This window comes from Nocardiopsis sp. CNT312, from assembly GCF_000515115.1.
Taxonomy (GTDB): Bacteria; Actinomycetota; Actinomycetes; order Streptosporangiales; family Streptosporangiaceae; genus Nocardiopsis.
Genome location: NZ_AZXF01000005.1, coordinates 202,093 through 228,364 on the forward strand (window position 1 = coordinate 202,093; position 26,272 = coordinate 228,364).

Sequence of the window (26,272 nt, forward strand, 5' to 3'; positions counted from 1 at the left end):
TTGGGTGGGGCCCGGTCCCTCCCGCTAGCCGACCAGGAGTGCCGAGGTCATGGCCTCCATGGCGATCTGGGGGTGCACGTTGGCGGCGATGCGCCCGCGGCACTCCATGATCGCGTCGATCCGGCGGAGCGTGGCCTCGGGCGGACCGGAGCGCGCCAGGCGTTCGAGGTCGCCGGAGCGCTCATCGGTCGACCGCTCCACCCGTGCGCCCAACTGGAGGGTGAGCACGTCCCGGTAGAAGGCGGCGAGGTCGAGCAGCGCCCGATCGTAGGAGTCGCGCTTGGTCCGGGTGGCCCGACGCTTCTGCCGCTCCTCCAGCTCCTTGAGCGCCCCCGCCGAACCGCGGACCGCCTTGGCCACGCCCTTGCCCGAGGAGCCCTCGCCGAAGGCCGCCTTCAGCTCGCTCCGCTCCTGTTCGTCGAGGGCGGTGGTGAGGTTCTTGGCCTCCTCCTCCGCGATGGCGTAGAGGCGGGCCGCGGCGACCACGCAGGCACCGGGGCCGTCGAGTCGGGCCGGGATGGACAGCACCTCCTCCCGACGTCTGCGTGCCTCGGGGTCGGTGGCCAGTTGGCGGGCCCGGTCGATCCGGCCCGCCGCCGCCTTCGCGGCGGCCCGCGCGGCCTGGTGATCGACCCCCTCGCGCCGGACCAGCGCATCGACCAGTTCAGGCGTCCCCGGGGTGGCCAGGGTGACCAGGCGGCAGCGGGAGCGGATGGTGACGAGCAGGTCGTCCGGGGTGGGGGTGCACAGCAGCCAGACGGTGCGGGGCGAAGGCTCCTCCACCGCTTTGAGCAAGGCGTTGGAGGCGGCTTCGGTGGCGCGGTCGGCGTCCTCGAACAGGACGACGCGGAACCGCCCCCCCGACGGCTTGGACGCGGCGCGCAGAACGAGGTCGCGGGTGTCCTTCACCCCGTAGCTGAGTCCGCTGGGCCGCACGTACAGCACGTCCGGGTGGGTCCCGGCGAGCACCTGGTGGCAGGAGGGGCAGTGCCCGCAACCGCCGTCGGCGCACTGGATGGCGGCGGCGAACGCGCGGGCCGCCTCCGAGCGCCCCGACCCCGGGGGCCCGGTGAAGAGCCAGGCGTGGGTCATCCCGGTACCGGGACCGCCCGCCACGAGGTCCGCCGCCCCGGCGACGGCGCGCTGGAACTGGCGTACCGCACTCTGTTGGCCGATGAGGTCGTCGAAGACGGTCACGTGGCTCCCCCGGACGGACGTGGATGTACGCGTCCAGGATAGGAGTCGCCGCCGACGCCCGGGCGCTGTCCACAGGTCCCGCCCCGGCTGAGGACAACGGTGTCCTTCGTCACCGCCATGGCGTACGGTGCCCGCATCCGATCATGAGAGGAACCGGAAATGGGCGTCACGAGGACCCACCTGTCGATCTCGCTGGACGGGTACGCGGCCGGCCCCGGACAGGACGTCGACCATCCGGTGGGCGTGGGGGGCAAGGCCCTGCACGAGTGGGCCTTCGCGCTGGCTGAGTGGCGCGGGAAGCACGGACTGTCCGGCGGTGAGGAGAACGCCTCCACCGCCGTGCTCCGGGAGGTGGAGGGAAACGTCGGCGCCGTGGTGATGGGCCGGAACATGTTCGGTGGCGGCCCGGGGCCCTGGGACGAGGAGCGTCCCTGGACGGGCTGGTGGGGCGAGGAGCCGCCCTTCCACGCCCCCGTGTTCGTCCTCACCCACCACCCCCGGGAACCGGTGGACATGAAGGGCGGGACCACCTTCCACTTCGTCACGGAGGGCTCGGAGGCCGCCGTGGGGTACGCGCGTGCCGTCGCCGACGGTCGGGACGTGCTGGTGGCCGGCGGAGCCGCCACGGTTCGCGCCTGTTTGGGCGCCGGTCTCCTGGACCGGCTCGACCTCCACCTGGTCCCCGTGCTCCTGGGCGCCGGCGAGCGGTTGTTCGACGGCGTGGACAGCGCGGCGCTGGAGCAGGAGCGGGCGGTGGAGGCCCCGGGCGTCACCCATCTGAGGTACCGCGTCCGCCGGTGACGGCGGACGCGGCCCGCGTCAGTCGTTCCTGATGACCGGGATCATCCCGGTGACCGCCTCCGAACTGCTGGGAACGGGGTCCGGCAGCAGTGAGCGGACCCGGCGCCGGATCTCCCGGCCGACCTTGTCTTGCGGTTCACCGCCGTCGAGTACCAGGTAGCGGTCCGGGTCAGTCCTGGCCAGGCTCAGGAAGCCCTGGCGGACCCGCTTGTGGAACTCCAGCGACTCCGCCTCGATGCGGTCGGCGGGGCGGCCCAGGCGGGCGAGGCCGTCCTCAGGCGCGACGTCGAGCAGCACGGTGAGGTCGGGGACCACACCCCGGGTCGACCAGTCGGCGATCTCACGGATCTCCTCGGGGTCCAGGTCGCGGCCCACGCCCTGGTAGGCCAGCATCGAGTCGACGTAGCGGTCGCTGATGACCACGGCACCGCGCCGCAGCGCCGGGAGGATCTCCTGGTCGATGTGGTCGGCCTTGTCGGCCGCGTACAGCAGTACCTCGGCGCGGGGCGTGATGTGGGAATTCTCCCGGTCCAGGAGCAGGCCGCGCAGGCGCATACCGAGCTTGGTCGCGCCGGGTTGGCGTGTGCCGAGCACCTCGAACCCCTGGTCGCGCAGCCACACCGTCAGTTCCCTGACCTGTGTGGACTTGCCCGATCCCTCACCGCCCTCGACCACGATGAACACGCCCGAGGGCCGCTCCTGCTGCTGCTCGTCCTCGTCGGCGAGGTCGACACCGCGCAGGGCCGCGGAGAGCTCGGGCAGCAGACCGTGCCCGGAGTCGGACGCGCCCTTGTTCATCTGGCCGTAGCAGACCAGGGCCACGATCGCCGCCAGCAGACCGGAGGCCATGAGGACCGCACCGCTGCCGTACAGGTCGTAGGTGAGCGCCCCGACCGGGAAGCTGTAGTCGCCGATGAGCCCGGCCGCCAGCGGGGCCAGTGCCGTGGACGCCACGAGGACCACACGCGCGGCGCCGTGCACGAAGGCGAAGACCCGGCCCCGGTAGGCGTCCTCGACCTCGTGGCCGAGCATCGTCAGCCCGATCACCCACGCGATGCCGGCACCCATGCCGAGGACACCGGTGAGCACCGCGGTGAACACCATGTCGGGGACCGCTCCGGCCAGCAGCAGGGCCAGCCCGGAGACGGTCAGGCTCAGGCCGAACAGGCGACGGCGGCTGAACTTCTTGAGGACGCGCGGCCCGGCGAGCATACCCAGGGCCATACCGGCGAAGACGGCGGCGAAGACGACCGCGAACCCGGCGTTGCCCGCACCCAGATGCTCGACATGGATACGGCTCACACCGACGACCGCGCCCCCGGCCGCAAAGGCACCGAGCAGGCCCAGCACCAGACCGCGCACGAGCGGGGTCCCGCCGAGGTAGCGCCACCCCGTGAAGACCGCGCGGAGGATGCCGCTGTCGGAGGTGTCGCCGGTTTCGGCCGGCGACTTGTGCTTGGGGATCGGCAGGCCGACGATGACGATCGCGGCGATGAAGAAGGTGACGCCGTTGAGGTAGAGGGCGACGTCGGCCTCGGGGCTGGCCATGGAGGGCACCAGTGCGCCGAGCACGTTGCTCGCCGAGGCCAGCGCGGCGAAGAGCAGCGCCGCCACGGGCGCGGTGCCGTAGGTGGTCAGCAGGCTGATCTGGTTGGCCTGCTCCAGGAACTTCTTCGGAACCAGGTTGGGGACGGTGGCGTCCTTGGCCGGGGCCCAGAAGAGGGCGACGATCTCGGCCAGGAGGTTGGCGATGAGCAGCCACTCCAGCGCGAAGCCGGGGAAGGCCAGCCCCACCAGGGGGATGGAGACGTACAGCAGGCCGCGCAGGATGTCGCCGATGACCATCGTCCAGCGGCGGTCGAGGCGGTCGGCGACCACCCCGGCCAGCGGACTCAACAGGATCGGGGGGGCGAGTTTGATGACCACGACGCCGCTGACGGCCAGGTACTGCACCATCCGCGACCCGTCGGCGGTGAAGATCGCCGCCAGGGACATCAGGGCCAGCAGGCTCAGCCAGTCGCCCAGGCTGGAGAGGGAAAGCGAGATCCACAGCCTTCTGAAAGGTGAGATCGCCAGGACGTGGCGCGCCTCGGACGGCGCTCCCAGGGGTGCAGATCTGCTCATAGCGCTCAAGGTTATCCGTGCGGGGGATAGGGCCAGACGGGTCGGCGACCCGCCACATGATTCGGGAGACGGAGCGGAAAGTCACAGACGTTTCACGTATTCTCCTCCGTCACAGACAGACTAGTACGGAAGATCACCCGCCGACAGGGGGTGTACCGGCCTGTGACCGTTCGTCACCGGAGGACGGTCCGCGGGCCCCTGGCGAACACGGGGAGGCCCGTGGGGGACGGCGCCCCCGTGAGGAGGCTCAGGAGCTGCCGCCCGAGGAGCCCTTGGCGGTCGAACCGGGGGTGCCGTCCTTCTTCGCTGCGGCGGTCTTCCTGGCCGCGGCCGTCCCCGTCTTCTTGGCCGTGGTCTTCTTCGCGGCGGGCTTCTTCTTCGCCGGAGCCTTGGCACGGCGCTCGGCGAGCAGTTCCGCGGCACGGGCGTCGGTGATCGACTCGACCTCGTCGCCCTTGCGCAGGGAGGCGTTGACCTCCCCGTCCGTGACGTAGGGGCCGAAACGGCCGTCCTTGATCACCATCAAGGCACCCGATTCGGGATCCTTGCCGAGCTCGCGCAGGGGGGGCTTGGCCGCGCGTCGGCCACGCTGCTTGGGCTGGGCGAAGAGCGCCTGGGCCTCCTCCAGGGTGACCGTGAAGATCTGCTCCTCGGTCTCCAGTGAACGGCTGTCGGTGCCCTTCTTCAGGTACGGGCCGAAGCGGCCGTTCTGGGAGGTGACCCGCTCACCGTCGAGCTCCCCGACCACGCGGGGCAGCGACAGCAGCCGGAGCGCGTCCTCCAGGGTGACGGTGTCCAGGGTCATCGACTTCAGCAGTGAGGCCGTGCGCGGCTTGGCCTTGGCCTTGGACCTGCTCTTGGTCTCACCCTCCTCCGGCTCCTCCAACACCTCGGTGACGTAGGGGCCGAAGCGCCCGGTCTTGGCGACGACGGGACGGCCGGTCTCGGGGTCGCTTCCCAGCTCGCGGTCGCCGCTGGGCTGGGCGAACAGCTCCTCGGCCCTCTCCACCGTCAGCTCGTCCGGGGCGAGGTCCTCGGGCACGTTGACCCGTGTCCCCTCGCGGTCGAGGTAGGGGCCGTAGCGGCCCACGCGCAGGACGATGTCGGTGCCGGGCAGCGGCAGGGAGCTGACCTCCTTGGGGTCGATCTCCGAGAGGTGGTCGCCCGCCACCAGGTTCTTCAGCCCGGTCTCCTCCTCGCCTTGCGGGTCGCGGCCGCCGAAGTAGAAGCGGCGCAGCCACGGCAGGCTCTCGGTCTCGCCGCGGGCGATGTCGTCGAGCACCTCCTCCATACGGGCGGTGAACTCGTAGTCCACCAGGTTCCCGAAGTGGCGCTCCAGCAACTGCACGACGGCGAAGGCCAGGAAGGACGGCACGAGCGCCGTGCCCTTCTTGAACACGTAGCCGCGGTCAAGGATGGTGCCGATGATCGAGGCATAGGTGGAGGGCCGACCGATCTCGCGCCCCTCCAGCTCCTTGACCAGGGTGGCCTCTGTGTAGCGGGCTGGGGGCCGGGTGCTGTGCCCCTCGGCCTCCAAGGAGCCGGGCTTGAGGGGGTCGCCCTCGGCCACGGGCGGCAGGCGGCGCTCGCGGTCGTCCAGGTCGGCGGCCGGGTCGTCCGATCCCTCCACATAGGCCTTGAGGAACCCGTGGAAGGTGATGATCTTGCCGGTGGCGGTGAACTCGGCCCGCTCGCCGTCCGAGGAGGTCCCCTCGATCCGCACGGTGACGGACTCGCCGACGGCGTCCTTCATCTGGGAGGCGACGGTGCGTTTCCAGATGAGCTCGTAGAGGCGGAGTTCGGGGCCGCTCAACCCGGTCTCGGACGGAACGCGGAACGTGTCGCCCGCCGGACGGATGGCCTCGTGCGCCTCCTGTGCGTTCTTGACCTTGCTGGCGTACACGCGTGGCTTGTCGGGCACATGGTCGGCCCCGTACAGCCGGGTGGCCTGCGTGCGCGCCGCGCTCAGGGCGCTCTGCGACAGCGTGGTGCTGTCGGTACGCATGTAGGTGATGTGGCCGTTCTCGTACAGCCGCTGCGCCACCTGCATGGTCTGCTTGGAGGAGAGGCCGAGCTTGCGCGAGGCCTCCTGCTGGAGGGTCGTGGTGCGGAACGGGGCGTAGGGGGAACGGCGGTAGGGCTTGCGCTCCACCGCCGTGACCGCGAAGGCCGCACCCGACAGGCGCTGGGCGAGTCCCCGTGCGGTGGCCCCGTCCAGTTGGCGGACGGTGCGGTCGGGGCGGAGCGTGCCCTGGGCGGTGAAGTCGCGGCCGACCGCCACACGGACCCCGTCCAGGCCCACCAGGGTCGCGGGGAAGGAGGCGGGCTCCTCGGCTCCCGTTCCGGCTGCGTCGAAGACCGCCTTGATGTCCCAGTACTCGGCCGAGGTGAAGGCCATCCGCTCGCGTTCGCGCTCCACCACCAGCCGGGTGGCGACGGACTGGACGCGGCCGGCCGACAGCTTCGGCATGACCTTCTTCCACAGCACGGGGGAGACCTCGTAGCCGTAGAGGCGGTCCAGGATGCGCCGTGTCTCCTGTGCGTTGACCAGGCGCGTGTTCAGGTCGCGCGTGTTGTCGGCGGCACGGCGGATGGCGTCCTTGGTGATCTCGTTGAAGACCATGCGGCGGACGGGGATCTTGGGTTTGAGCTCCTCCCGCAGGTGCCACGCGATGGCCTCGCCCTCGCGGTCCTCATCCGTGGCGAGCAGGAGTTCATCGGCCTCGGCCATCAGCTCCTTGAGCTTCTTGACGTGCGCCTTCTTGTCGGAGTTGACGACATAGAGCGGCTCGAAGTCCCCGTCGACGTCCACGCCGAGCCGGGCCCAGGCCTGGCCCTTGTACTTGGCCGGGATCTCTGCGGCCCTGGTCGGCATGTCCCGGATGTGACCGATACTGGACTCCACGACGTAGCCGGGGCCCAGATACCCGGCGATGGTCTTCGCCTTGGCGGGCGACTCGACGATGACCAGAGCGGTCCCCGTCCCCTGCCGTCCGCTGTTCTTGGAGCCGTTCTCGCCGGCGCTGCCCTTCGTGGGTGGCACGCTGTTCCCCTACGTCTAGCCCTGTGTGATCTGTCCGGCCGTGGTCCTTCGGTCCTCTGGGAACCGACAGTAACCGAATTCCAGGCCCTCCCCCGTCGATGGCCGGGTGGGACCCGCCCCTCGGGTCCGGTAACCGCCGCCATCGGCAACCGCAGAATAAGCGTTACCCGAACTGGCACCGCCCCGCGCAGCCCGCGAGTGGCCCCGGGGTCGCTCCCCCATGGTCGCCCACCGCCCTCGGAGAGCACCCGGAACCCACCCGCACAGTGACTTCTGTCACATTTTTGGAGCTGCGCTCCATGCCCGCCAGAATGCGGCGAGTCCTCCCGGATGTTCCCGGGAGGACTCGTGACACGCCCTGAGCAGGCGACCGTCCCGTCGCTCCCGCAGTCCACCGCGATCCATTACGGAACGGGAGTGCGCGGGACGGAACGCCTGTCCGGTCGACGTCCACGGCGCTGACGCGCCTGTCCGTCGGACCCCTGGGGTCTCTCCGCCTTCCGGCCCGGTCGTGCTCGGCCTCTCGCAGTCCACCGCGATCCATTACGGAACGAGACACCGGATCCCCGGACCGTGGGGCGGATCACCCCACCGGGTCCTCGGAGGGTTTACAGGGGCAGGCCGCCGGTCAGACCGCCCGCGCCGCCCGCGCCGCCCAGCAGGCCGCCCAGCAGGCCGCTCAACGGGTCGCCCGCGGGGGCGGCCTGAGCGGCGGCGGGCAGCGGGGCGACGGCCTCGCGTGCGGCGTCGTCACCGGAGTAGCCCTCACCGGCCTGCGGGACGGTCTCGGTCAGGGTGTAGGGCGCGACCTGGCCGACCGTGTCGGAGACGGGCAGCTCGGGCAGGTCGCCGACGACGGGGATGCCCGTCTGCGCGGCCGGGGCGCTCTGGCGGACGATGGCGTCGGAGCCGGTGGCGGAGGCGCCCGCGGTGCCCAGCACGGCACCCACGGCGTTGCCCGCCACGTTCACCGGCACGTCCAGCTCCGCGACGAGCTGGTTGCCGCCCAGCAGCGAACCGTTGCCCGAAGTGGCCACGTAGTCCGCGCTCTGGCGGACGATGGCGTCGGAGCCGGTGGCGGAGGCGCCCGCGGTGCCCAGCACGGCACCCACGGCGTTGCCCGCCACGTTCACCGGCACGTCCAGCTCCGCGACGAGCTGGTTGCCGCCCAGCAGCGAACCGTTGCCCGAAGTGGCCACGTAATCCGCGCTCTGGTGCACGCGCGCCGACTGCTGCTGGCGCTCCGCGGGTGCGGACTGACGCAGGACGCCCATGTCCACGCTGCGGGAGAGGTCGCCCACGGGCAGGACCGAGGCGTTCTCGGTGGCCTCGTTCAGCAGCTCCATCGCGGCCTCGGCGTCTGAGGCGGTGAAGGCCGGGCTGCTCTGGTGGGAGCGGTAGCCGCGGTCCCCGCTCCGGCCGCCGTGGCCCCGACGCCCCCGGTCGGAGGACTCGCGGACGACCGCGTCGGCGTCGGTGGCCGCAGCCCCGGCGACACCGCCGACCGCCCCGATCGCGTTGCCCGCCACGTTCACCGGCACGTCCAGCTCGGCCACGAGCTGGTTGCCGCCCAGCAGCGAACCGTTGCCCGAAGTGGCGATGTCGCGGTGCGGCTCCTTCACGACGGCGTCCGAGTCGGTGCAGGAGGCCCCGGCGACGCCGAGGACCGCCCCGACCGCGTTGCCGCAGACGTTGACGGGGACGTCCCCGTCGATCACGGCCTGGTTGCCGCCGAGGAGGGAGCCGTTGCCGGAGGTGGCCACGTCGCTGTCGGCGTAGGCCGCTCCGGTGCCCAGCGTCACGAAGCCGAATGCCAGCAGCATCGTCTTCGCGGAGGTACTGGCCCACTTGCTCATGTGGGAAGTCCTTTCAGAGAACGAGGTGTTCGGGATGTGCTCGGGCCGCGGGCCGCTCCGCACCCCTGGGTGGGGCGCGGGCCTTCGACCGGGGCCGGGGATCGTCCGGTCGGCTCCACACCTGGGCGGTGTGTGTCTGCCGGTCTGGTGAACGCTCGGTGCTCCGTCCCCACCGGGTGCGGGGCGAGCGCTCGGCGCTCCGTCGATCAGCTCCGCTCTGGTTGAGCGATGGCTGGCGTGAACCCCGCGGTGATGCGCGGGACTCACGTCAGCCCCCGGGCCGCGTCCGGCCCGGGCGAGCTGGTCAGGCGCCGTTGCGTCGGCGCACTCCGAGGACGATGAGGGTCATTCCGGCAGCGGCGGTGACCAGGGCGGTGGCGACCATGCTGAGCAGTCCAGAACCACCCGTCGTGGCGAGCGCGCCGCCTCCGGACCGGTCCTGTTCAGGCGTGTCTTCCCGATCCGATCCGCCGCCGTCGCCACCACCGTCACCGCCACCGTCACCACCACCGTCACCACCACCGTCACCGCCACCGTCGCCACCACCGTCACCGCCACCCTGGCCACCGCCGTCACCACCACCGTCACCACCACCGTCGCCACCACCGTCGCCACCACCGTCGCCACCGCCGTCGCCACCACCGTCGCCACCACCGTCACCGCCGCCGCTGTCACCGCCACCCTCGCCGCCGCTGTCACCGCCACCCTCGCCGCCGCCGTCACCGCCACCCTCGCCATAGCCGTCACCGCCACCCTCGCCATAGCCGTCACCCGGGGTCTCCCCTCCGTCATACGGCCCGTCCGTGGACGACGCCTGACCGCCGACCGTCTCGGCGTCACCCCCCAGACAGGCGGCCCCGGCCACCCCGACGACGGCGATGGCGTTGCCGCAGACGTTGACGGGGACGTCCAGGTCGAGAACGGACTGGTTACCACCGAGGAGGGAACCGTTCCCGGAGGTGGCCACGTCGCTGTCGGCGTGGACACCGGTGGCGGTGGCGGTGAGGAGTCCGGCCGCCATGAGGGCGGTGAGGCGTGCGGAAGCCGTGTAGGGCATGGAATGTCCTTCGGTCGACGAGGTAGGAGAGGCGTCTGCTGCTCGTGGACCGCGGACGGCGGCTCCCAGCCCGATCAGGCGAAGGAGAGGGCACCCACCGGGAACCGGTGGAGCGGTCGCGCACAGGGGTGCGCGGACCGGCCGCGGTCGAGAACGCGGCTAGTCAGGGGAGAAAGAGGGGTCGTCCGCGGCGTCGCGGACCACCAGAGTAGGGTCGCCGGGAAGGGCGATCCGGTGGGCCTGGGGGACGAAGTACAGGTCCCTGGCCATGAGATATCCGGCCGCGCCGGGCGCGGGGAAGGACGGAGCGGACGAACCGGTCGCGTCGGAGGCCGCTGAGTGCGGAGCACCGCCAGGCGCGAGGTGCACACGGTTGTCGGACTGCTCGTCGTGGGCGGAGCGGGCCGCCTCGTCGCGGGCCGCCTCCCGGACGGCTTCGGACGGAAGGCCGCCTGTGACGGCCGCGGTGCCCACGGGCTCGACCGCTCCACCACCGGCCTCGGCACCGTCGGGCTGCTCGTCTTCGGATACCGCGGCGGAGCCACCGGTTCCAGACGGGGGCAGCTGGATCGGGACCCCGAGGGCCACACCGTCGGCCACGCGCGCCGGTTCGGCGAGACCGGTGGTGACGGTGTCCATCAGTGCGGACTCGCTCAGGGATCCGTCTGCGGACTCCACCACGCTCCGTCCGGTGCGGGCCAGACCCCTGACGAGGTCGTCCGCGCCGTCGGCGGTGGCGGCACCGACCGTGTCCAGACCGTCCGCGGAGAGTGCCGCGGTGGGTCGGAGCACAGTCTCGGTGAGCGTCCCGGTGGTCGAGGCGGTCCGTGAAGCGGTCTCGGAGAGCATGGGACGACGGGTGTCGGGCAGAGCGCGGTCGGCGTTCCCGGCCGCTTCCTCCGGCAGTCCGACGATTGTGCCGACCAGGCCGCCGGCCTCAGGGTCAGCCTCAGCGTGGGCGACACCGACCCCGGCGAGCCACGCGGCAGCGGCAAGGCCCGACAGGAGCAGCAGGCGGAGGCAGGCACCACGGGAACCGAAGGGCACGCGACCGGCTGCGGCCGGTCCCCCCCGCTCCGTGAAAGCCATCGGTGCCCCTTCGATTCCACTGCCACTGTGCGGCCTAGCCGCGCTCACGTGAGGGTGCCGGGCGGCTTCCGCTCTCTGACGCGAGCGGAGCACCGCAGCACCCTTCGACTGACCGCAACATTAACATCACGTTGGGTGATCGCGCACGAGAAAGCGCGCCTCCTTCGGCGGACTTCCCACTTTCTCCGAACACCCTGCCCTGACAAAGCGGGACATAGTCAGATCATGTCGATGAACCGGTCCAACACCCGCACACCAAACCGAAGGCCGTCGACCGGGACACGCTCGTCGACCCCGTGGAACATGCCGGAGAAGTCCAGCTCGGGAGGCAGCTTCAGCGGCGAGAACCCGAAGTTGCGCACCCCGAGTTTGGCGAAACTCTTGGCGTCGGTACCGCCGGAGAGGCAGTAGGGCACGGCCTTGGCCCCGGGGTCCTCCGCCAGCAGGGACGCCTGCATGGCGTGGACCAGCCCGCCCTCGAAGGGGGTCTCGACGGCGGGCAGGTGAGCGATGAACTCGCGGTCGACCTTGGGGCCCAGCAGCCGGTCGATCTGCTCGAAGTACTCCTCCTCCGTTCCGGGGAGGAAGCGGCCGTCCACCTGCGCGGAGGCCTCACCGGGGATGACGTTGGCCTTGTATCCCCCGTCCAGCACCGTGGGGTTGAGGGTGTTGCGCAGCGTGGCACCGATCATGCTGGCGATCGGGCCGAGCCGGGCGACCGTGGCGTCGACGTCACTCTCATCGAAGGCGATCCCGAACTCCTCGCAGATCTCCTCCAGGAACGTGCGCACGGTCGGGGTGAGCCGCACCGGTGCCCGGTACTCGCCCAGGCGCGCCACCGCCGCCGCCAGTTCGGTGACCGCGTTGTCGTCGTTGACCATCGAACCGTGCCCGGCCGTGCCGCGCGCGGTCAGCTTCATCCAGGCGATGCCCTTCTCCGCGGTCTCCACGAGGTAGAGGCGGCGATTGTCCTTCACCGTGAAGGAGAAGCCGCCGACCTCGCTGATCGCGGCGTCGCAGTCGGCGAACAGCTCGGGGTGCTCGGCGACCAGGTAGCGGGCGCCCCACGTCCCGGCGGCCTCCTCGTCGGCGAGGTAGGCCAGCACGATGTCGCGCGGCGGGCGGCGGCCCTCGCGCATCCGCTGGCGCAGCACGGCGAGCACCATGGCGTCCATGTTCTTCATGTCGACGGCGCCGCGGCCCCACACACAGTCATCGGCGACCTCACCCGCGAAGGGGTGGTGGGTCCAGTCCTCGGCGGCGGCCGGGACGACGTCCAGGTGCCCGTGGACGAGCAGGGGCGGGCGGCTGGAGTCCTCACCCTCGATCCGTGTGACCACATTGCTGCGGCCGGGGTGCTTCTCATAGATCCGGGACTCGACGCCCACCTCGTCGAGCTTCCCGGCGACGTACTCGGCGGCCTCGCGCTCACCGGGCCCCGAGTGGTCGCCGTAGTTGGAGGTGTCGATCCTGATGAGCTCCCTGCACAGGTCGACGACCTCGACCTCCGCGGTGCTCAACCCCTGCTCCGGCTCTGCCATCTGTCCAGCTCCCGTCCGGCCTCGCCCTCTCGGCCTACTGACTGACGTTCCCGAGCCTGTCACACCGCGGCCCGACGGCGGGAAACTGGTTCGTGCCACTTCAGACCTTTGCTATGGTTGTCGTGTCCGGCGGCGAGATCCGCTGGCCATCGCACCGGTCCGGGTGGCGGAATAGGTAGACGCGCTAGCTTGAGGTGCTAGTGGCCGTTAAGGCTGTGGGGGTTCAAGTCCCCCCTCGGACACCAGATCACCAGTGAAACCCCCTGCCATGAGCAGGGGTTTTCTTTTGCCACAGGACAGCCTCCACGAGGCTCCTCAGGTCACAGGCGTGGGGGCCGTCTCCCCCTCGGACACTCTCGAAGTCCCCATGTCGCAGGTCAGAGCATCAGGGCGATGAAGGGCCAGAGCGCCTCCCTGCTGGCGGTGTCGGTCTTCCGGTCCGGCACGGGAGGAGGGGTGTTCGAAGACCGCGCTGCCCGAACACCCCCTACCGGGGACTCATGCATTGGCCGGGAAGCCCTCTGGTGGTACCGCGCGGTGGACCGGAGTGACCGCGGAGCGCGCATCCGCCGTGCCCACCCTGTACGTCGTCACCGATGCGTCCCCGGTTCTCGGGACCGGAGATCTCTGCCGGCCGGGCCCATGTGACCGTGGCGGGCATCGGTGAGCAGGGTCATGCAGGAGACGACGATCATGCCGTCGACCGAGAGCGGGAACAGGGCCGACCGCCGCTCCGGCTCACCGTGGCGCTGGGCTTCGTACACATGGCCGTAGCTCACCACGGTCGCGATCATCGACGACCGATCCGCGATCGCCCCGAAGGGCAACCGCCGCTCCAGAGGGGGCTCACCTGCGGCGAGAGTGGCGCTCAGGACTCCGCGGCGTGCCGGATAGCGTCGAGGACGATGTGCGCGACGTGATCGTCGACGAGCGAGTACTCGACCTCCCGGGCCCTGCGCTGGGCGGTGACGATCCGCGACGCGCGCAGCACACGCAGGTGCTGGGAGACCAGGGGCTGACTCGCCTCCAGGGCGTCCACGAGTTCGTGGACGCACCTGCCGCCCTCGGCCAGCTCCCGCACGATGCCCAGCCGGAGCGGGGAGGCCAGTGCCCGGAGCAGCTCACTGGCCGGGTGCAGTTCCCGCAGGGGGTCGAGAACGGAAGGCGTAGTCATATGCGCATATTAGCAAATGAAAACGGCTTCCATTCCCCCATGGGTCACGGCAGGCCCCCGCCACCGACCGGGGCGGATCGGTCAGTGGTCGTCCCAGTGACCCTCGTGTGCCGCGTGCCGGTGCCCGTCGTGCAGGTAGTCGACGTGGTCCTCATGCGGGACGGCGACGTGGCCGCAGCCGTGCCCGTGCTCGTGCGCGCCGTGCCCCTCGTGGACGACGTGGCCGGCCGGGACGCACTCGTCCACGTGGTCCTCGTGCACCCGGTGGACGTGCCCGTCGTGCGCGTAGTCGACGTGGTCGCCGTGCGGGAACGTCACGTGTCCACAGGACTCGCCGTGGACGTGCGGGTGATCGCTGTGCGCGCGGTGCTCGGTCGTGCTGGTCATCATCGGCCTCCTTGCCGTGGCGGAATGCTCGGTACACGGTCGCCGGAGGGGCCTCCGCCCGCGGAGGGCATGCGGCCGTCCCAGCGCCGTACAAGGAATCAATGTATAGCAATACTTGCATATTACAAGGCAGGAGCCCCCACAGGCGAGGCGTACCTGAGGACGACTGCCAGCGACTGACCGTGGTTCGCTACGGCATGCGCTGGTTCCCGACGTGTTCTGACGGAGTATCGCTGTGCGGCCGGAACACCAGTTGCACACGGTCCCCGTCCTCCAGGACGCGTACCGAGATCCGGTAGACGGGTTCGAGCACCTCGGGTGTCAGCACGTCGACGGTTGGCCCGGCCTTGGCCACGCGGCCCTGGTCGAGCAGCACCAGGTGGTCGCAGTAGCGCGCGGCCAGGTTGAGGTCGTGCAGGACCACGACCGTGGTGATGCCGAGGGCACGCACCAGCTGGAGGACTTCGTGCTGGTAGCGGATATCCAGGTGGTTGGTCGGTTCGTCCAGGAGCAGGTGACCGGTCTGTTGTGTGAGCGCACGGGCGATGAGGGTGCGCTGTTTCTCACCTCCGGACAGGGCGGCGAAGTTGCGGTCCGCCAAGTGGCGGATCCCGACACGCCGCAGCGCAGCCGCGGCGATGCGGTGGTCGTCGGCGGTGTAGGCCTGTAGCGATGAGCGATGGGGAGCACGGCCGAGCAGGACCATCTCGGCGACGGTGACCGGTAGTTCCGGCGGCGCTTCCTGGGCCACCACGGCGATGCGCCGGGGCAGGTCCCGACCCGACAGTGCGCTCACCTGCTCGTCGTCGACGAGCACGGTCCCGTGCCGCGGGGTGAGCGCGGCGTACAGAATGCGCAACAGGGTGGTCTTCCCGCTGCCGTTCGGGCCGATGAGTCCGAGGACACGGCCTGAGCGTGCGTGGAGCTCGACCCCGGCGAGCGCGGGGGTTCCGTCGTAGGCGAACGTCACGTCTGCTGCACTGATCACGTTGGGCGACTCTCGTGGAGTGGGGGCGATGAAGGGGCCGTGGTCGTCACAGGACCGCCTCGGTCCGTGTGGCCGTCCTGGGATCGGCCAGGTCGCGGGCGCCGGGCACCGCCAGCGCGCTGAGCGCCGCGGCGATGGTCAGCAGTCCGCAGACCCACAGCACCGGGGTCTGGCCGATCGAGGTCAGCGCGTAGGGCAGGGCGATCAGGCCCAGCGGCGCGACACCGTGGGAGACCATGAAGTCGAAGGAGAACAGCCGGCCCATCCGTTCCGGCGGCACCTCCCTCTGGATGGCGCTGAACCAAGGAATATTGAACGCCTCGATCCCGATCCCGCCGAGGAAGTAGGCGAGCAGCACCAGCGCGGCGCCCCACTGCGGCGATACCGACGGCACGGTGAGCGCCAGCGGTACCAGGCCGTAGAGACTGAGCCCCACGAACGCGACGGTCCCGGGTCGGCGCGTAGTCCAGCGCGACAACAGCAGCGCCGCGGCCACGGCCCCGGCGGAGTAGCAGCCGAGCGCGATGCCGAGGAACGTGTTGCCACCCAGGTCGTTCCGGCTGACCAGCGGCAGGGTCAACTGCTGCACCGCGAACCCGAGTGCCAGCCAGACCACCAGTGCGCCGAGCCCGGTGACGAACCAGCGGTGCCTGCCCGCCTCGCGGAGTACCTCGGCGTAGTCGGCGAACGGGCGCCGCCGGGCGTCGTTGGACGGCGGGCGCTCGCCGCGCGGGAGGAGCAGTGCCAACCCGGCCGAGCAGATCCAGAGCAGGCCGGTGGCCGCGAGCGTGACCGGACCGCCGACCGTGATGTAGAGAAGGGCCGCCAGGGTCGGCCCGCCGACCAGCATCAGCCGGTTACTCAGTGTGGACAGCGCGTTGGCCCGCTGCCGGTCCGGTTCGGCCACCGCCTCGCCGATCAGGGCTTGGTACGCGCCGCGGAAGATGCCCTCGCCGATCCCGGCCACGAGAATCGCGGCGCAGATCGCCGGCACCGACACGGTGAACGCGGCGACCGACGCCAGGATCGCCGTTCCGCGGACTGCGCTCGCCGTGGTGAGCACGGTACGGCGGGGGTAGCCGTCGGTGATCATCCCGCCGGCGACCGCACCGACGACGAAGCCCGCCGTGCGTGAGCCGAGCACCAGCCCCAGGACCGCCACCCCGCCGTGGGTGTCGAGCAGGAACAGGGTGAGCGCCACCGGGGTGAGTGAAGTGGCCGTGCTGGACGCGGTGTAGCTCAGCCAGGCCAGCCGGAAGCGGCGGTTGCGCAGGATCGAGAGCATCGTGGCACCTCAGACCGCGACCGAGGGACGCCAGCCGGCGCGCGCCCCGTCGAAGTCGCGGGCGGCGGCCACCAGGAAGGAGGCCAGTTCCATCAGCGGTACCGGGTCCGTGCCCAGTTCGCGGTAGGTGGCAGTGCAGGTGGGGCAGGTGTTGACCTCGTAGACCCGCAGTTCGCCGGTCCGCTCATCGTGGGCGACATCGACACCTGCGAACAACGCGTTCATCGCTCGCGCGGCGCCCTCGGCGATGGCACAGAGCTCGGGGGTGAGCTCGGCACGGTGGCGGGTGTTGCCGGGGGCGTTGGAGATCCAGGTGCCCTCTGGGGCGATCCGCGTCACCGCGGCCACCGCATGGTGGTTGACGCACAGCACACGGGTGTCGCGGTGCCCGGCCGGAACGAACGGCTGGACGTAGTACTGTTCGGGCCCGGGACCGAGCGAACCGGTGTAGTCGCGCACCGACGCCTCGTCAGTCAGCCGGTACATCCCGCGGCCCCGGGAGCTCATCAGCGGCTTGGTCACCATCGGATATCCGCGTTCGGCGGTCCAGGACACCAGGGTCTCCTCGTCGCGGCCCCACAGCACCGGCAGGTGCCGTACGCCGGCGCGGTGCAGCAGCACGGAGTTGAGGTACTTCGACTGCCCGCGCAGCAGCGTCATCGCGGAGTTGACCACGGGGAGTCCGGAGAGCCGGGCGGTCTCCAGCTGGTTCATGCCCAGGAGCAGGTAGTCCTCGTAGACCCAGCCGAACATCAGGTCGGGCGCCAGTTCGGAGCCGTCCACCAGGAACCGGGTGCCCTCCGCGGTCACCTCGGTGACCAGTTCGTCGGGGTGTACCCGGCGGGCGGCCCCGCCGAGGCGGCGGATCTCGGCGAACAGGACGCGGTGGTCGTCGTCGTCATCGTCGTTACCGAGCAGGACGATCAGCGGTGCTTCAGCCATCGTGGACGGAGCCTTCCTCGTCGGGGTGCGGCAGTGCGACAGTGGGATCAGGCCGCCGACTTCATCCGGCGGACCAGGAACAACAGGAACGGCGCGCCAACCACGGCGGTGACGATGCCGATCGGCAGCTCTCGGGGTACGAATGCCATCCTGGCCACCACGTCGGCCCAGATCAGGAAGGAGGCACCGATCAGAGCGGCGACCGGCAGCAGCCGGCGGTGCACGCCGCCGACGCAGAGCCGGGCCACGTGTGGGACGACCAGGCCGACGAATCCGATGCCTCCGGACACCGCGACCGCGGCGCCCACGCACAGGGCGACCACCAGCAGCACCTGTACACGGAGCCGGGCCGGCGGACTGCCCAACGCGTGCGCGGTGTCGTCCCCGAGGGTGAGCGCGTCCAGCTTTCGCGACCACAGCAGCAGGATCGCCAGCGCGAGCACCATCGGCGCCCCTGCGGTCGCCACCCCGGTCCAGTCCGCCCTGGCCAGCGAGCCGAGCAGCCAGAACAGCACCGCTCGAGCACCTTCTGGCGTGTCCGAGGCGAAGATCAGGAAGCTCGTGGCGGCGTGGAGTACGTAGCCGACCGAGACACCGGCGAGCAGCAGGCGCACCGACGTGATCTTTCCTCCGCTGGTCGCGAGCGCGAACACCACGGCGGTCGCGACCAGCGCGCCGACGAACGCGCTGCCGGTGAGCGAGCTCGCACCGATCGACGCACCGACACCGAACAGGATGGTGAGCGCTGCGCCGGTGGAGGCTCCGTAGGTGATGCCCAGCAGGTAGGGCTCGGCCAGCACGTTGCGCACCAGGGCCTGTAGCGCCGCCCCGGCGATCGCCAGGGCCGCTCCGACCACGGCGGCCAGCAGGACCCGGGGGGTGCGCACCAACCAGACGATGCTGTCCTCGGACGGTGTCCCGGTCGCCTCCGGCATGCCGAGGACGTGGCTGCTGATGATGCGCGCGACGGTGCCGGGCGTGATCGACACCGGACCGAGTCCGATCGCGACCGGGATGCTGACCAGCAGCAGCGCGGTGAGTCCCCCGACCCACAGCAGCGTCCGCCGGGTGCGTCGGCTGTGGTCGAGATCGTCGGGTGGCACACCACTCGCGCCGAGTGTGTCGTCCTGGTCTGCGGTCAACGCCATCGCGGTACCTCTTCGGCGGCCGCCGGGCCGGTGGCCGGAACACTCGTCCGGCACCGTCCACCCGCCCGGCGGTGGTCATGGTGGACTTATTCGTTGATCAGCTCGGCCAGCTGCTCCAGGCCGTCGATCGCGAGCGTGCCGTGCCCGGAGTAGAAGAAGTCGAGCACCATCACCTGCTCGGCCTCGATCGCCGGGACCGCTCCGAGCTCAGAGCGTCCGGTGAGCGCGTCACGCACCTCCCCTTCGGAGGTGTCGCCCGGCTCGTAGAGCGCGATCAGCCGCTCCGGGGCGGCCTCGATGAGGGCTTCGGTGCTCGGCTCGAAGTACCGTTCGTCGGTGTCCTCGAAGACGTTCGACAGGCCCGCGTACCGCATCTGCTGGTGGATCATGCTGCGTCGGCCGTACGCGCCCAGCCCGCTGTCCGGCCCCGCGACGAACAGCGCGGCGGCCGTCCCCTCAGGCGGGGGCGACTGCTCGGCCTGCTCAGTCACCGCGTCGACCCGGCCGCGCAGGTCGGTGACCGCCTGCTCAGCGTCTTCCTCGCTCCCCAGGACCTGGCCCAGCGTGGTGATGTCGGCGTAGATGCCCTCCAGCGGATCCTCGACCTCGGACTGCCCGGCACCGAACCCGCCGCAGTATCCGCTGATGATCAGCGTCGGGATGCCGGCCGCCTCCAGGTCCTCCGGACTGAACTCGTTGAGGCCGAAGGTGACCACCAAGTCGGGCTCCGCACCGATGATCACCTCGCGGGAGATGTCGTCGGAGCTCTGGATGGGGGTCTGCTCGGCCTCCCCGAGCGGACCTTCCGCGTCGCCGAGCGGCTCCCCGATCAAGGGGGAGAACGTACTGATCCGGTCCGTGCCGCCAGCGGCGTGCACCAGCGTCCCGGCCTCGCCTCCGATCACGTACAGGCTCTCCGGTGGCGCCTCGATGGTGACCTCCCGGCCACAGTTCTGCACCGTCAGCGGGAAGTCCCCCGCGCCGGCTTCGGTGACCGCTTCACCGCCACCACCGCACGCCGTGCTGGCCATGAGCCCGGTGACGGCCACGAGGGCGAAACTGGAACGCCGTACGGGTCGCCGCATGGACTGTTGCTTGTTCTGCATGGGAAGGGGATCCTTTCGGTCATCCAATGGCCGCGGCGGACACGCGGTTCCGGTGCTGGACCGGGAAAGCGGGAAGAGTTCCGCCGACGGGGGGCAGAGGTCAGAATGATCCGCTCGGGGCACGAGCAGGGACCGGTACGGCGTCATGCGGCGAAGGTGGCGGGACTGCCCAGTCGGCGACGGACCCGGGCAGCGCGATCCCATCACTGCCGGCTACCTCGTACGGTGCCAGACCGGCGATGACCATGTCCGGGTCGGCGGTGTGTTCGGCGTCGAAGGTGACGCTGCCGAACGGCTGGATGCCGATCAGCTTCACGTCCCGGCCGACCGACCGCAGGTAGCAGGCCAGGGTGCCGGTCAAGGAGCCGGTACCCACACCGCTGACGATGGTCAGCGGCCTGCCGACCCTCTCGACCCGTCGGTTCCGGTCCGGCATCAGGTCGTCCGAGGGCGGCATCTGTTCGAAGGTCGCGCCCAGGATCTCCAGTTGTACCCGCAACGTCTCGTCCACTGTGGTGGAGCCGACTATGTGGCAGCACATCCCGTACCGGTGCCAGGGCCAGCGCGCAGATGCCGCTGGAGCTGTCCACCGGGGTTTCCCCGGGGCGCACCGCCTCCGTGGCCAGGAGGTGACGCACCGCGCCCAGAGCCGAACGCACCTTCATCGCCTCGAACCGCAGGCACACCAGGTCGGGTACGAGCTGGTCGGGGTCGGCGATGGCGTCCGCGTAGTGCTCGTGCACCGCGCTCAACCCTTCCCTCCGGGACGGCCACTCTGGCGGCGCAGTGCGAACAGATAGGTCTGCACGTCGTCGCCCGGCCAGTCCTGTACGTGCACGACCTCGGCGCCGAACCCGGCCTCCAGGGCCAGCGCCACGATGTCGCGCAGCGGTGCGGTGTTCGACGCGATCAGGTACACCACCCCGTCGGCAGCGAGCAGGTCCCTGGTCACCAGTTGGTCGAAGAACCGGGTCGCGATGTCGCGGCCCAGGCACAGGTTGCGCACGATCTCCGGGTCGTCCGACAGCGGCAGTTCGATCGCCGGCGGGTTGAACGTCACGACGTCCACCTGCTCGCCCTCTGGGAATCCCTCCCACACGTCGGCCACGAGCGCGACCAGCGGCGGAGCGTCCGCGCCAGTGATCCGCTCGTAGTGCCGGGCGGTGGTGCGCACGCTCTCCGGGTGCACGTCCAGCGCGTAGACGACCCTCGCACCACGGACGCCGGCCACCACGGCCTCCACGCCCAGCCCCGCGCCCATCGCGGCGTAGCGCAGCCCGGCGACCGGCAACGTCCCGTCGAGCAACCGGCTGTGCACCAGCCGACTGGTCTCCCCCGGGTGGAACACGCCGGGTGGCAGGTCGAAGTCCCAGCCGTTCCAGGTGTAGGTGCGGTGCTCGTGGATGGCCCGGCTGGGATTGTTGATCGCCCGGATCTCCTCAGCGGCCAACGTGTGCGGCAACAGCGCGTGCAGATCCCAATCAGTGGCGCTGCCTGGTTGAACCGGCGGCCCGGGCTTGTGGCCCGGAAGGGGCGGTCGACGCACGGTCAAGTTCCCTTCGGTCGATCACCGAGGTCTCTGACGACCCTGTGATCCTCCTCGTGCAGGCTCCCGCCCGCCCCGTCGGCAACCGTGCTGAGGGGCAGCAGGCGATCATCTTTGGAAAACGATTATCATTATTAACACACGAATACTCCGACGGGGAATCCACCCAACGTAACCATGAAAGCACGTTCCGCTTCATGCACCCAGTATCCAGGGACGACGGCGGCCCCTCCCCGTCGTTGCACATTCCTTGTTCCAGCGGGAACCCCTCCGACCTCCAAAGTGACGTGAACGGAGGAGAAAACGCAATGTACAGCGCGCCTCCGCATGAACCGGGCTGGCGAGGCTGTGGACAGTATCGCTGTAGGCCGGTGCGTCCACGTTGTCGATGTTGCGGCCGAGCCGCTCAGCGACGGGATCGATGATCCGCGGGCACATCGGTGAGATCGTTGTGCGGGAACCGCGCAGGGGTCGCCGCCACGCCGCTCCGATCGGCGCGAGCGCCGACCGCGGCCCTGGGCCTTCCGGCCATCCGGGCCGGCACGGGCCGGGCTCGCGGCCGTCGCCAAGGGCGCGCTGGACAATCCGGGTTCCCGCCTCGGCCGTGCCGGTGCTGGGCCCCTCGCGGCGCTGGCACCGATCGGCCTCGTCCCGGCGGATCCAGTCGCGCGGTGTTTCGGGGTGCGTGTTCAGCTGCTCGGCCGGTCGGCCGAAGGGGCCTGGGGTCGAACCCGCGATACGAGCGCACCGCGCGCTCGCGCAGGTTATCGGGGTATCTCCCGGGCACCGCCGCACCGACTTCCTTCCTCGGCCCGTCCTTGAGCGAGCCGGACCCGGAAGTCTCCGGACAGACCGGGGAAGCTCGGCACGGGCGTCGCGGACACCGGTCATTTGGCCAAGTCGGCTCCCTCGTCCGTCTTCCGAGGCTCGATCCGGATCCGCGGGAAGGGGCACCTCCAGCCGACCACGATCCGGTGGCCGCCGGCTCTGACGAGGAGAAGGCCGGTCATCGTCGCGGTGGCAGCCGCCACCGCGCCGGCCGTAGCAAGGCCGGTCCGGGCTCCGTAGGTGTCGGTGATCCAGCCGACCACCGGAGCGCCGAGAGGCGCGCCGCCGAGGAGGACCATCATGTACAGCGCGGTGACCCGGCCGCGGATGGCCGGGGCGGTGGAGGTCTGCATGGTGGTGTTGGTGGTGACGTTGACGACCATGGCGAACAGGCCCATGGGGACCAGGAGCAGCGCGAAGCTCCACAGGGTCGGAACCACGGCGGCCACGGCCTGCAGTACGCCGAAGGCCAGCGCGGCGAGGAAGGGCAGTCTCCATGTGGCCTCGTGTCGGGCGGCGAGCAGCGCGCCTGCCAGGGAGCCCACAGCGACCAGGGTGTTGAAGAGGCTGTAGGCGCCCGCACCGGCATGAAAGACGTCGTCGGCGAAGGCGGAGAGATGGACGGGGAAGTTGAGCGCGAAGGTGCCGAAGAAGCCGACTAGGACGATGGGCCAGAGCAGATCGGGGCGGCCGGCGACGTAGCGCAGGCCCTCGCGCAGCTGCCCCTTCCCGCGCGGCGCGCGCTCGACGGCGTACAGTTCGCGACCGCGCATCAGCATCATGCAGAGCAGGGGGGCGGCGAAGGACACCCCGTTGAAGAGGAACGCCCAACCTGTGCCGACACCCATGATCAGGAACCCCGCCAAGGCCGGACCGATCAGCCGAGCGGACTGGAAGTTCGCGGAGTTGAGGCCGACCGCGTTCCGCAGCAGTTCCGGGCCGACCAGTTCGGAGAGGAAGGCCTGGCGCGCGGGGTTGTCGAGCGCGGTCGCGAGACCCACGGCGAACGCGGCGGCGTACACGTGCAGGACGTGGACCCGGTCGGTCAGGGTGAGTACGGCGAGGGCGAGGGCGGTGAGGGCCATCGCCACTTGTGTGGCGATGAGCACGGGACGTTTGGGCAGGCGATCGACGAGGACTCCGCCGTGCAGGCCGAAGAGCAGCAGAGGCAGGAACTGCAGGGCGGTCGTGATGCCGACTGCGGTCGAGGAGCCGGTGAGGCTGAGGACCAGCCAGTCCTGGGCGATGCGTTGCGTCCATGTACCGTTGTTGGAGACGACCTGGCCGAGGAAGAACAGGCGGTAGTTCCTCACCCTCAGCGCGGACAGCAGGGAGGCCCTGGGGGAAAGGGCTCCGAACGAATCGCGGGTGTCGGGTGTGGGGGTGGAACCGTTTCCGGGTTCCGCGCTCAATCGGGTTCGCCTCCTGATCGTCGTCCGGCGCGCACGCCGGCTTTCATCCCACTGCGTGGCTCCGCCGACACCGGGAGCGACGGCCTGGGTGGGTCGGCTCCGCCGACGACCAGGCGTGTGTGCGGGGAGTGTCCGCGGCTTCGGCTGTGGTGAGAAGGTGCGGTCGGCTACATGACCGGGGATGTCACGGGCGCCGAGGTCGAGTCTCGGACCACCAGTGTCGGCCGGTGCAGGACGGACTGACCCGTCTCCCCGCCCTCCCCGTCCATGGCCTGGCGCAGCCTCGCGAAGGCGGTGGCGGCCATCTCCTCCACCGGCTGCCGCACCGTGGTGAGCGCGGGCAGGGCCATACCCGCGAGCATGATGTCGTCGTAGCCGGTCACGGAGACGTCGCGGCCGACCACGAGGCCCGCCTCCCTGGCGCCCGAGACGATACCGAGCGCGCACATGTCGTTGATGGCGACGATCGCGGTCGGCGGATGGGGAGAGGAGAGGATCTCCAGCGCGGCGACACGTCCGAGTTCGGCGGTGTCCCGGTCGTCGAAGTCCAGGGTGTCCGCCCCCGACCACACGATTCCGGCCTCCGGGGGCAGGCCGGCGGCCTCGATGGCCTGCCGGAACCCGCTGTAGCGTTCGGCCCTGTTGATGCTGCCGATGGATCCGGACACGAAGGCCAGCCTCCGGTGCCCGAGCCCCAGCAGATGTTCTGTGGCCAGGCGCATTCCAAGCACGTTGTCCGTCCCGATGTTCACCACGTTGTGCGGGTCACCGGGTTGGGCGGTGCGGTCGAAGGCCACCAGCTTGAGCCCGGCCTCGACGATCGGCGTCACGTGGTCGAGCGACGGGAGCGAGGAGCACAGGACCACGCCACCTATGCCGTCCCCCCAGAGCTCCTCGACGTAGTGGCGCTCACGGTCCTGGTCGCGCTCGCTGTTGCACAGGAGCATGTAGAAGCCCTCCGCCAGGGCCGCGGCTTCGAGGTGGCGTGCGAACGTGCCCCAGAACGGGTTGGCCACCGAGGGCACGATCAGCCCGAGCGTATGGATTCGCCCGGTACGCAGCTGCTGGGCGGCCCGGTTGGGCCGATAGCCCAGACGCCGGATCGCCGACTCGACCCGGGCCCTGGTCTCCGGGAGCATCTTGCCGGTCCGGCCGTTGAGCAAATTCGAGACCGTGCTAGGTGAGACCCCCGCTTCTGCTGCCACCTGGTAAATCGTTATTCCACCCACAGCCGCCCCCGCTCGCCTTGAAAACTCAAGGTTTCCACGATGTTGACATCAAGTAAGAGTGTTCTTAGTCTCATACATCAATGCACCAGTAAATCGGTGCACCCCGATCAACGCAAGTCTCGCCCACCCAGTGCATGTCCCACTGTAGGGAGTCAGTTGTGCGTTCATACCCCTCATCCCTGTCCAGACGAAGCCTGCTCGGCCTGGGTGCCGCAGCGGTCGCCAGCACGGCACTGACCGCCTGCGGCGGAGCCGCCCCCGGCGAGTCGGGCGGTGGCAGTGCCTCGCTGCGCCTGCTCACGCCGATCTTCGACCGGGCGGACGGGCAGGAGCTCCTCGCGTCCCTGCTCGAAGACTTCAAGAAGGACAACCCCGGCGTCAGCGTCCAGGTCGACCACACCGAGTACGGGAAGCTCAACGAGAAGCTGACCACCTCGATCGTGGGCGGCCAGCCCTACGACGTCATGCTCATGGGTGTCGGCTGGGTACCGCCCTTCGCGGAGAAGGGGGTCCTGGCCGACCTGGGGGCGACCGAGGCCGAACTGGCTCGAATGTACAACCCCCGAGTGATCCAGCCCGGTATATACGACGGCAAGGTCTACGCCCGCCCGATCCTGCTCGACACCAGGATGGGTATCTACCGCAAGGACATCCTCGCCGAAGCGGGCATCGAGGCCCCGCCCCAGGACCTCACCGAGCTGAGGGAGATGGCGAAGGAGCTGACGATCCGCAGGAACGGCGAGCTGATCCGCGCCGGCGTCGACATCCTCAGCAACGACCTGCGCCAGACCTATCTTCCTGTGATGTGGGCTCACGGAGCCGACCTGTTCGACGGCGGCAACCCGGTCTTCGACTCTGACGAAGCGGTGGACGCCCTCCAGTGGATGGTGGACATCATCCGCACGGACAAGATCGAGGACTACGGGTTCACCCAGCAGGGGGCCGTCGCCGCTCCCCTCGTGCAGGGGCGAGCGGCCATGATGGTCGGCCACAACGACATGTGGCGGCAGATCTCCGAGAGCGCACCCGAGCTGATCGCCGAGGACAAGGTCGCCGGGTTCATGCTGAACCAGCAGCGCCCCGCACTCTTCCAGGGCGGAACGCTGGCCACCATGTCGGCGGAGACCAGCCACCCCGAGCAGGCCAAGAAGCTGGTGGAGTTCCTGTCTGGCGAGAAGGTGTCGCCCCTGGCCGCCGAGCAGCGGGGAAACATTCCGGCGGTCCTCAGCGCGGCCGACTCCCCTTACGTGCAGAACAACAAGCTCGTCTCCTTCGCCGTGGACAACCTCGACCACGCCTTCTCCGAGGGCGGGGTGCCCACCTGGCTCGAGATTCGTGAGGAGTTCAAGCCGGCGCTGGAAAACGCCCTGCTCGGCGATGCCACCCCCGCCGAGGCCCTCAACGGACTCGCCAGGAAGGCCGAGACGATCATCGCCGAGGGGCCCTGATGCCGACGTCCCCCGGTGCTCCCGCAGACACAATCGCGGAAGGGGCGGCAGTGCATCGTTCTACCACGCAT

General features: G+C 70.2%; 21 protein-coding genes and 1 tRNA gene. 3 read left to right on the forward strand and 19 right to left on the reverse strand.

All coding sequences use genetic code 11. From position 1 onward, the window contains the following. Positions 1 to 24 precede the first annotated feature (24 nt). Positions 25 to 1,197 (reverse strand): DNA polymerase III subunit delta', encoded by a 1,173-nt coding sequence (locus B042_RS0101090; RefSeq protein ID WP_028646668.1) that lies wholly within the window; start codon positions 1,195 to 1,197, stop codon positions 25 to 27. 159 nt (positions 1,198 to 1,356) lie between these two features. Here B042_RS0101090 and B042_RS0101095 point away from each other — a divergent pair, with 159 nt between their 5' ends. After that, complete coding sequence (locus tag B042_RS0101095; protein ID WP_028646669.1) at positions 1,357 to 1,998, forward strand: dihydrofolate reductase family protein; 642 nt, start codon at positions 1,357 to 1,359, stop codon at positions 1,996 to 1,998. Positions 1,999 to 2,016: 18 nt separating this feature from the next. Here the strand turns inward: B042_RS0101095 and tmk are convergent, their stop codons facing one another. From tmk to B042_RS0101125, 6 genes are all read right to left on the reverse strand, one after another. After that, complete coding sequence (gene tmk, locus B042_RS0101100) at positions 2,017 to 4,122, reverse strand: dTMP kinase (RefSeq protein WP_028646670.1); 2,106 nt, start codon at positions 4,120 to 4,122, stop codon at positions 2,017 to 2,019. Between the two features lie 247 nt (positions 4,123 to 4,369). After that, positions 4,370 to 7,165: a type I DNA topoisomerase gene (gene topA / locus B042_RS0101105; RefSeq protein ID WP_028646671.1), complete on the reverse strand. Its 2,796-nt coding sequence runs from the start codon at positions 7,163 to 7,165 to the stop codon at positions 4,370 to 4,372. 608 nt (positions 7,166 to 7,773) lie between these two features. Then, entirely contained in the window at positions 7,774 to 9,021 is a 1,248-nt protein-coding gene (locus B042_RS0101110) for a hypothetical protein (protein ID WP_028646672.1), read from the reverse strand. 304 nt (positions 9,022 to 9,325) lie between these two features. Beyond that, a complete protein-coding gene (locus tag B042_RS0101115) occupies positions 9,326 to 10,078 on the reverse strand; it encodes a chaplin (RefSeq protein WP_028646673.1) in 753 nt (250 codons plus the stop codon). A gap of 159 nt (positions 10,079 to 10,237) precedes the next feature. After that, positions 10,238 to 11,167, reverse strand: a complete 930-nt coding sequence (locus B042_RS0101120; protein WP_081748533.1) for a hypothetical protein — start codon at positions 11,165 to 11,167, stop codon at positions 10,238 to 10,240. Positions 11,168 to 11,385: 218 nt separating this feature from the next. Further along, on the reverse strand, positions 11,386 to 12,708 hold the full coding sequence (locus B042_RS0101125) for a M20/M25/M40 family metallo-hydrolase (RefSeq protein ID WP_028646675.1): 1,323 nt from the start codon (positions 12,706 to 12,708) through the stop codon (positions 11,386 to 11,388). A gap of 157 nt (positions 12,709 to 12,865) precedes the next feature. On the opposite strand from B042_RS0101125, the gene B042_RS0101130 reads away from it, so the two are divergent. After that, positions 12,866 to 12,953: transfer RNA gene (locus B042_RS0101130), tRNA-Leu, on the forward strand. 345 nt (positions 12,954 to 13,298) lie between these two features. Here B042_RS0101130 and B042_RS0101135 read toward each other — a convergent pair. From B042_RS0101135 to B042_RS0101190, 12 genes are all read right to left on the reverse strand, one after another. After that, complete coding sequence (locus tag B042_RS0101135) at positions 13,299 to 13,502, reverse strand: DUF2637 domain-containing protein (RefSeq protein ID WP_081748543.1); 204 nt, start codon at positions 13,500 to 13,502, stop codon at positions 13,299 to 13,301. Between the two features lie 74 nt (positions 13,503 to 13,576). After that, complete coding sequence (locus B042_RS0101140) at positions 13,577 to 13,882, reverse strand: metalloregulator ArsR/SmtB family transcription factor (RefSeq protein WP_028646677.1); 306 nt, start codon at positions 13,880 to 13,882, stop codon at positions 13,577 to 13,579. Positions 13,883 to 13,963: 81 nt separating this feature from the next. Beyond that, complete coding sequence (locus B042_RS0101145) at positions 13,964 to 14,269, reverse strand: hypothetical protein (protein WP_028646678.1); 306 nt, start codon at positions 14,267 to 14,269, stop codon at positions 13,964 to 13,966. 190 nt (positions 14,270 to 14,459) lie between these two features. Beyond that, the gene (locus B042_RS0101150; protein ID WP_028646679.1) at positions 14,460 to 15,257 is read right to left on the reverse strand and encodes an ABC transporter ATP-binding protein; all 798 of its coding nucleotides are present in this window, start codon (positions 15,255 to 15,257) and stop codon (positions 14,460 to 14,462) included. 46 nt (positions 15,258 to 15,303) lie between these two features. After that, on the reverse strand, positions 15,304 to 16,542 hold the full coding sequence (locus B042_RS21575) for an MFS transporter (RefSeq protein WP_036553530.1): 1,239 nt from the start codon (positions 16,540 to 16,542) through the stop codon (positions 15,304 to 15,306). A 9-nt stretch (positions 16,543 to 16,551) separates the two neighbouring features. Further along, positions 16,552 to 17,484, reverse strand: a complete 933-nt coding sequence (locus tag B042_RS21580) for a RimK family alpha-L-glutamate ligase (protein ID WP_051415380.1) — start codon at positions 17,482 to 17,484, stop codon at positions 16,552 to 16,554. Between the two features lie 47 nt (positions 17,485 to 17,531). Then, the gene (locus B042_RS21585) at positions 17,532 to 18,632 is read right to left on the reverse strand and encodes an iron ABC transporter permease (RefSeq protein WP_036553531.1); all 1,101 of its coding nucleotides are present in this window, start codon (positions 18,630 to 18,632) and stop codon (positions 17,532 to 17,534) included. A gap of 86 nt (positions 18,633 to 18,718) precedes the next feature. After that, positions 18,719 to 19,738 carry an ABC transporter substrate-binding protein gene (locus B042_RS0101170; RefSeq protein ID WP_028646680.1) on the reverse strand — a complete coding sequence of 340 codons (1,020 nt, stop codon included), beginning with the start codon at positions 19,736 to 19,738 and terminating at the stop codon, positions 18,719 to 18,721. A gap of 100 nt (positions 19,739 to 19,838) precedes the next feature. Next, the gene (locus tag B042_RS24195; RefSeq protein WP_028646681.1) at positions 19,839 to 20,249 is read right to left on the reverse strand and encodes a hypothetical protein; all 411 of its coding nucleotides are present in this window, start codon (positions 20,247 to 20,249) and stop codon (positions 19,839 to 19,841) included. Positions 20,250 to 20,486: 237 nt separating this feature from the next. Next, positions 20,487 to 21,200, reverse strand: a complete 714-nt coding sequence (locus B042_RS0101180; protein ID WP_231493665.1) for a methyltransferase — start codon at positions 21,198 to 21,200, stop codon at positions 20,487 to 20,489. 971 nt (positions 21,201 to 22,171) lie between these two features. Continuing rightward, positions 22,172 to 23,524 carry an MFS transporter gene (locus tag B042_RS21595; protein WP_081748535.1) on the reverse strand — a complete coding sequence of 451 codons (1,353 nt, stop codon included), beginning with the start codon at positions 23,522 to 23,524 and terminating at the stop codon, positions 22,172 to 22,174. 167 nt (positions 23,525 to 23,691) lie between these two features. Then, positions 23,692 to 24,753 (reverse strand): LacI family DNA-binding transcriptional regulator, encoded by a 1,062-nt coding sequence (locus B042_RS0101190; RefSeq protein WP_028646683.1) that lies wholly within the window; start codon positions 24,751 to 24,753, stop codon positions 23,692 to 23,694. 158 nt (positions 24,754 to 24,911) lie between these two features. On the opposite strand from B042_RS0101190, the gene B042_RS0101195 reads away from it, so the two are divergent. Next, a complete protein-coding gene (locus B042_RS0101195; RefSeq protein ID WP_028646684.1) occupies positions 24,912 to 26,201 on the forward strand; it encodes an ABC transporter substrate-binding protein in 1,290 nt (429 codons plus the stop codon). The last annotated feature ends 71 nt before the right edge of the window (positions 26,202 to 26,272 follow it).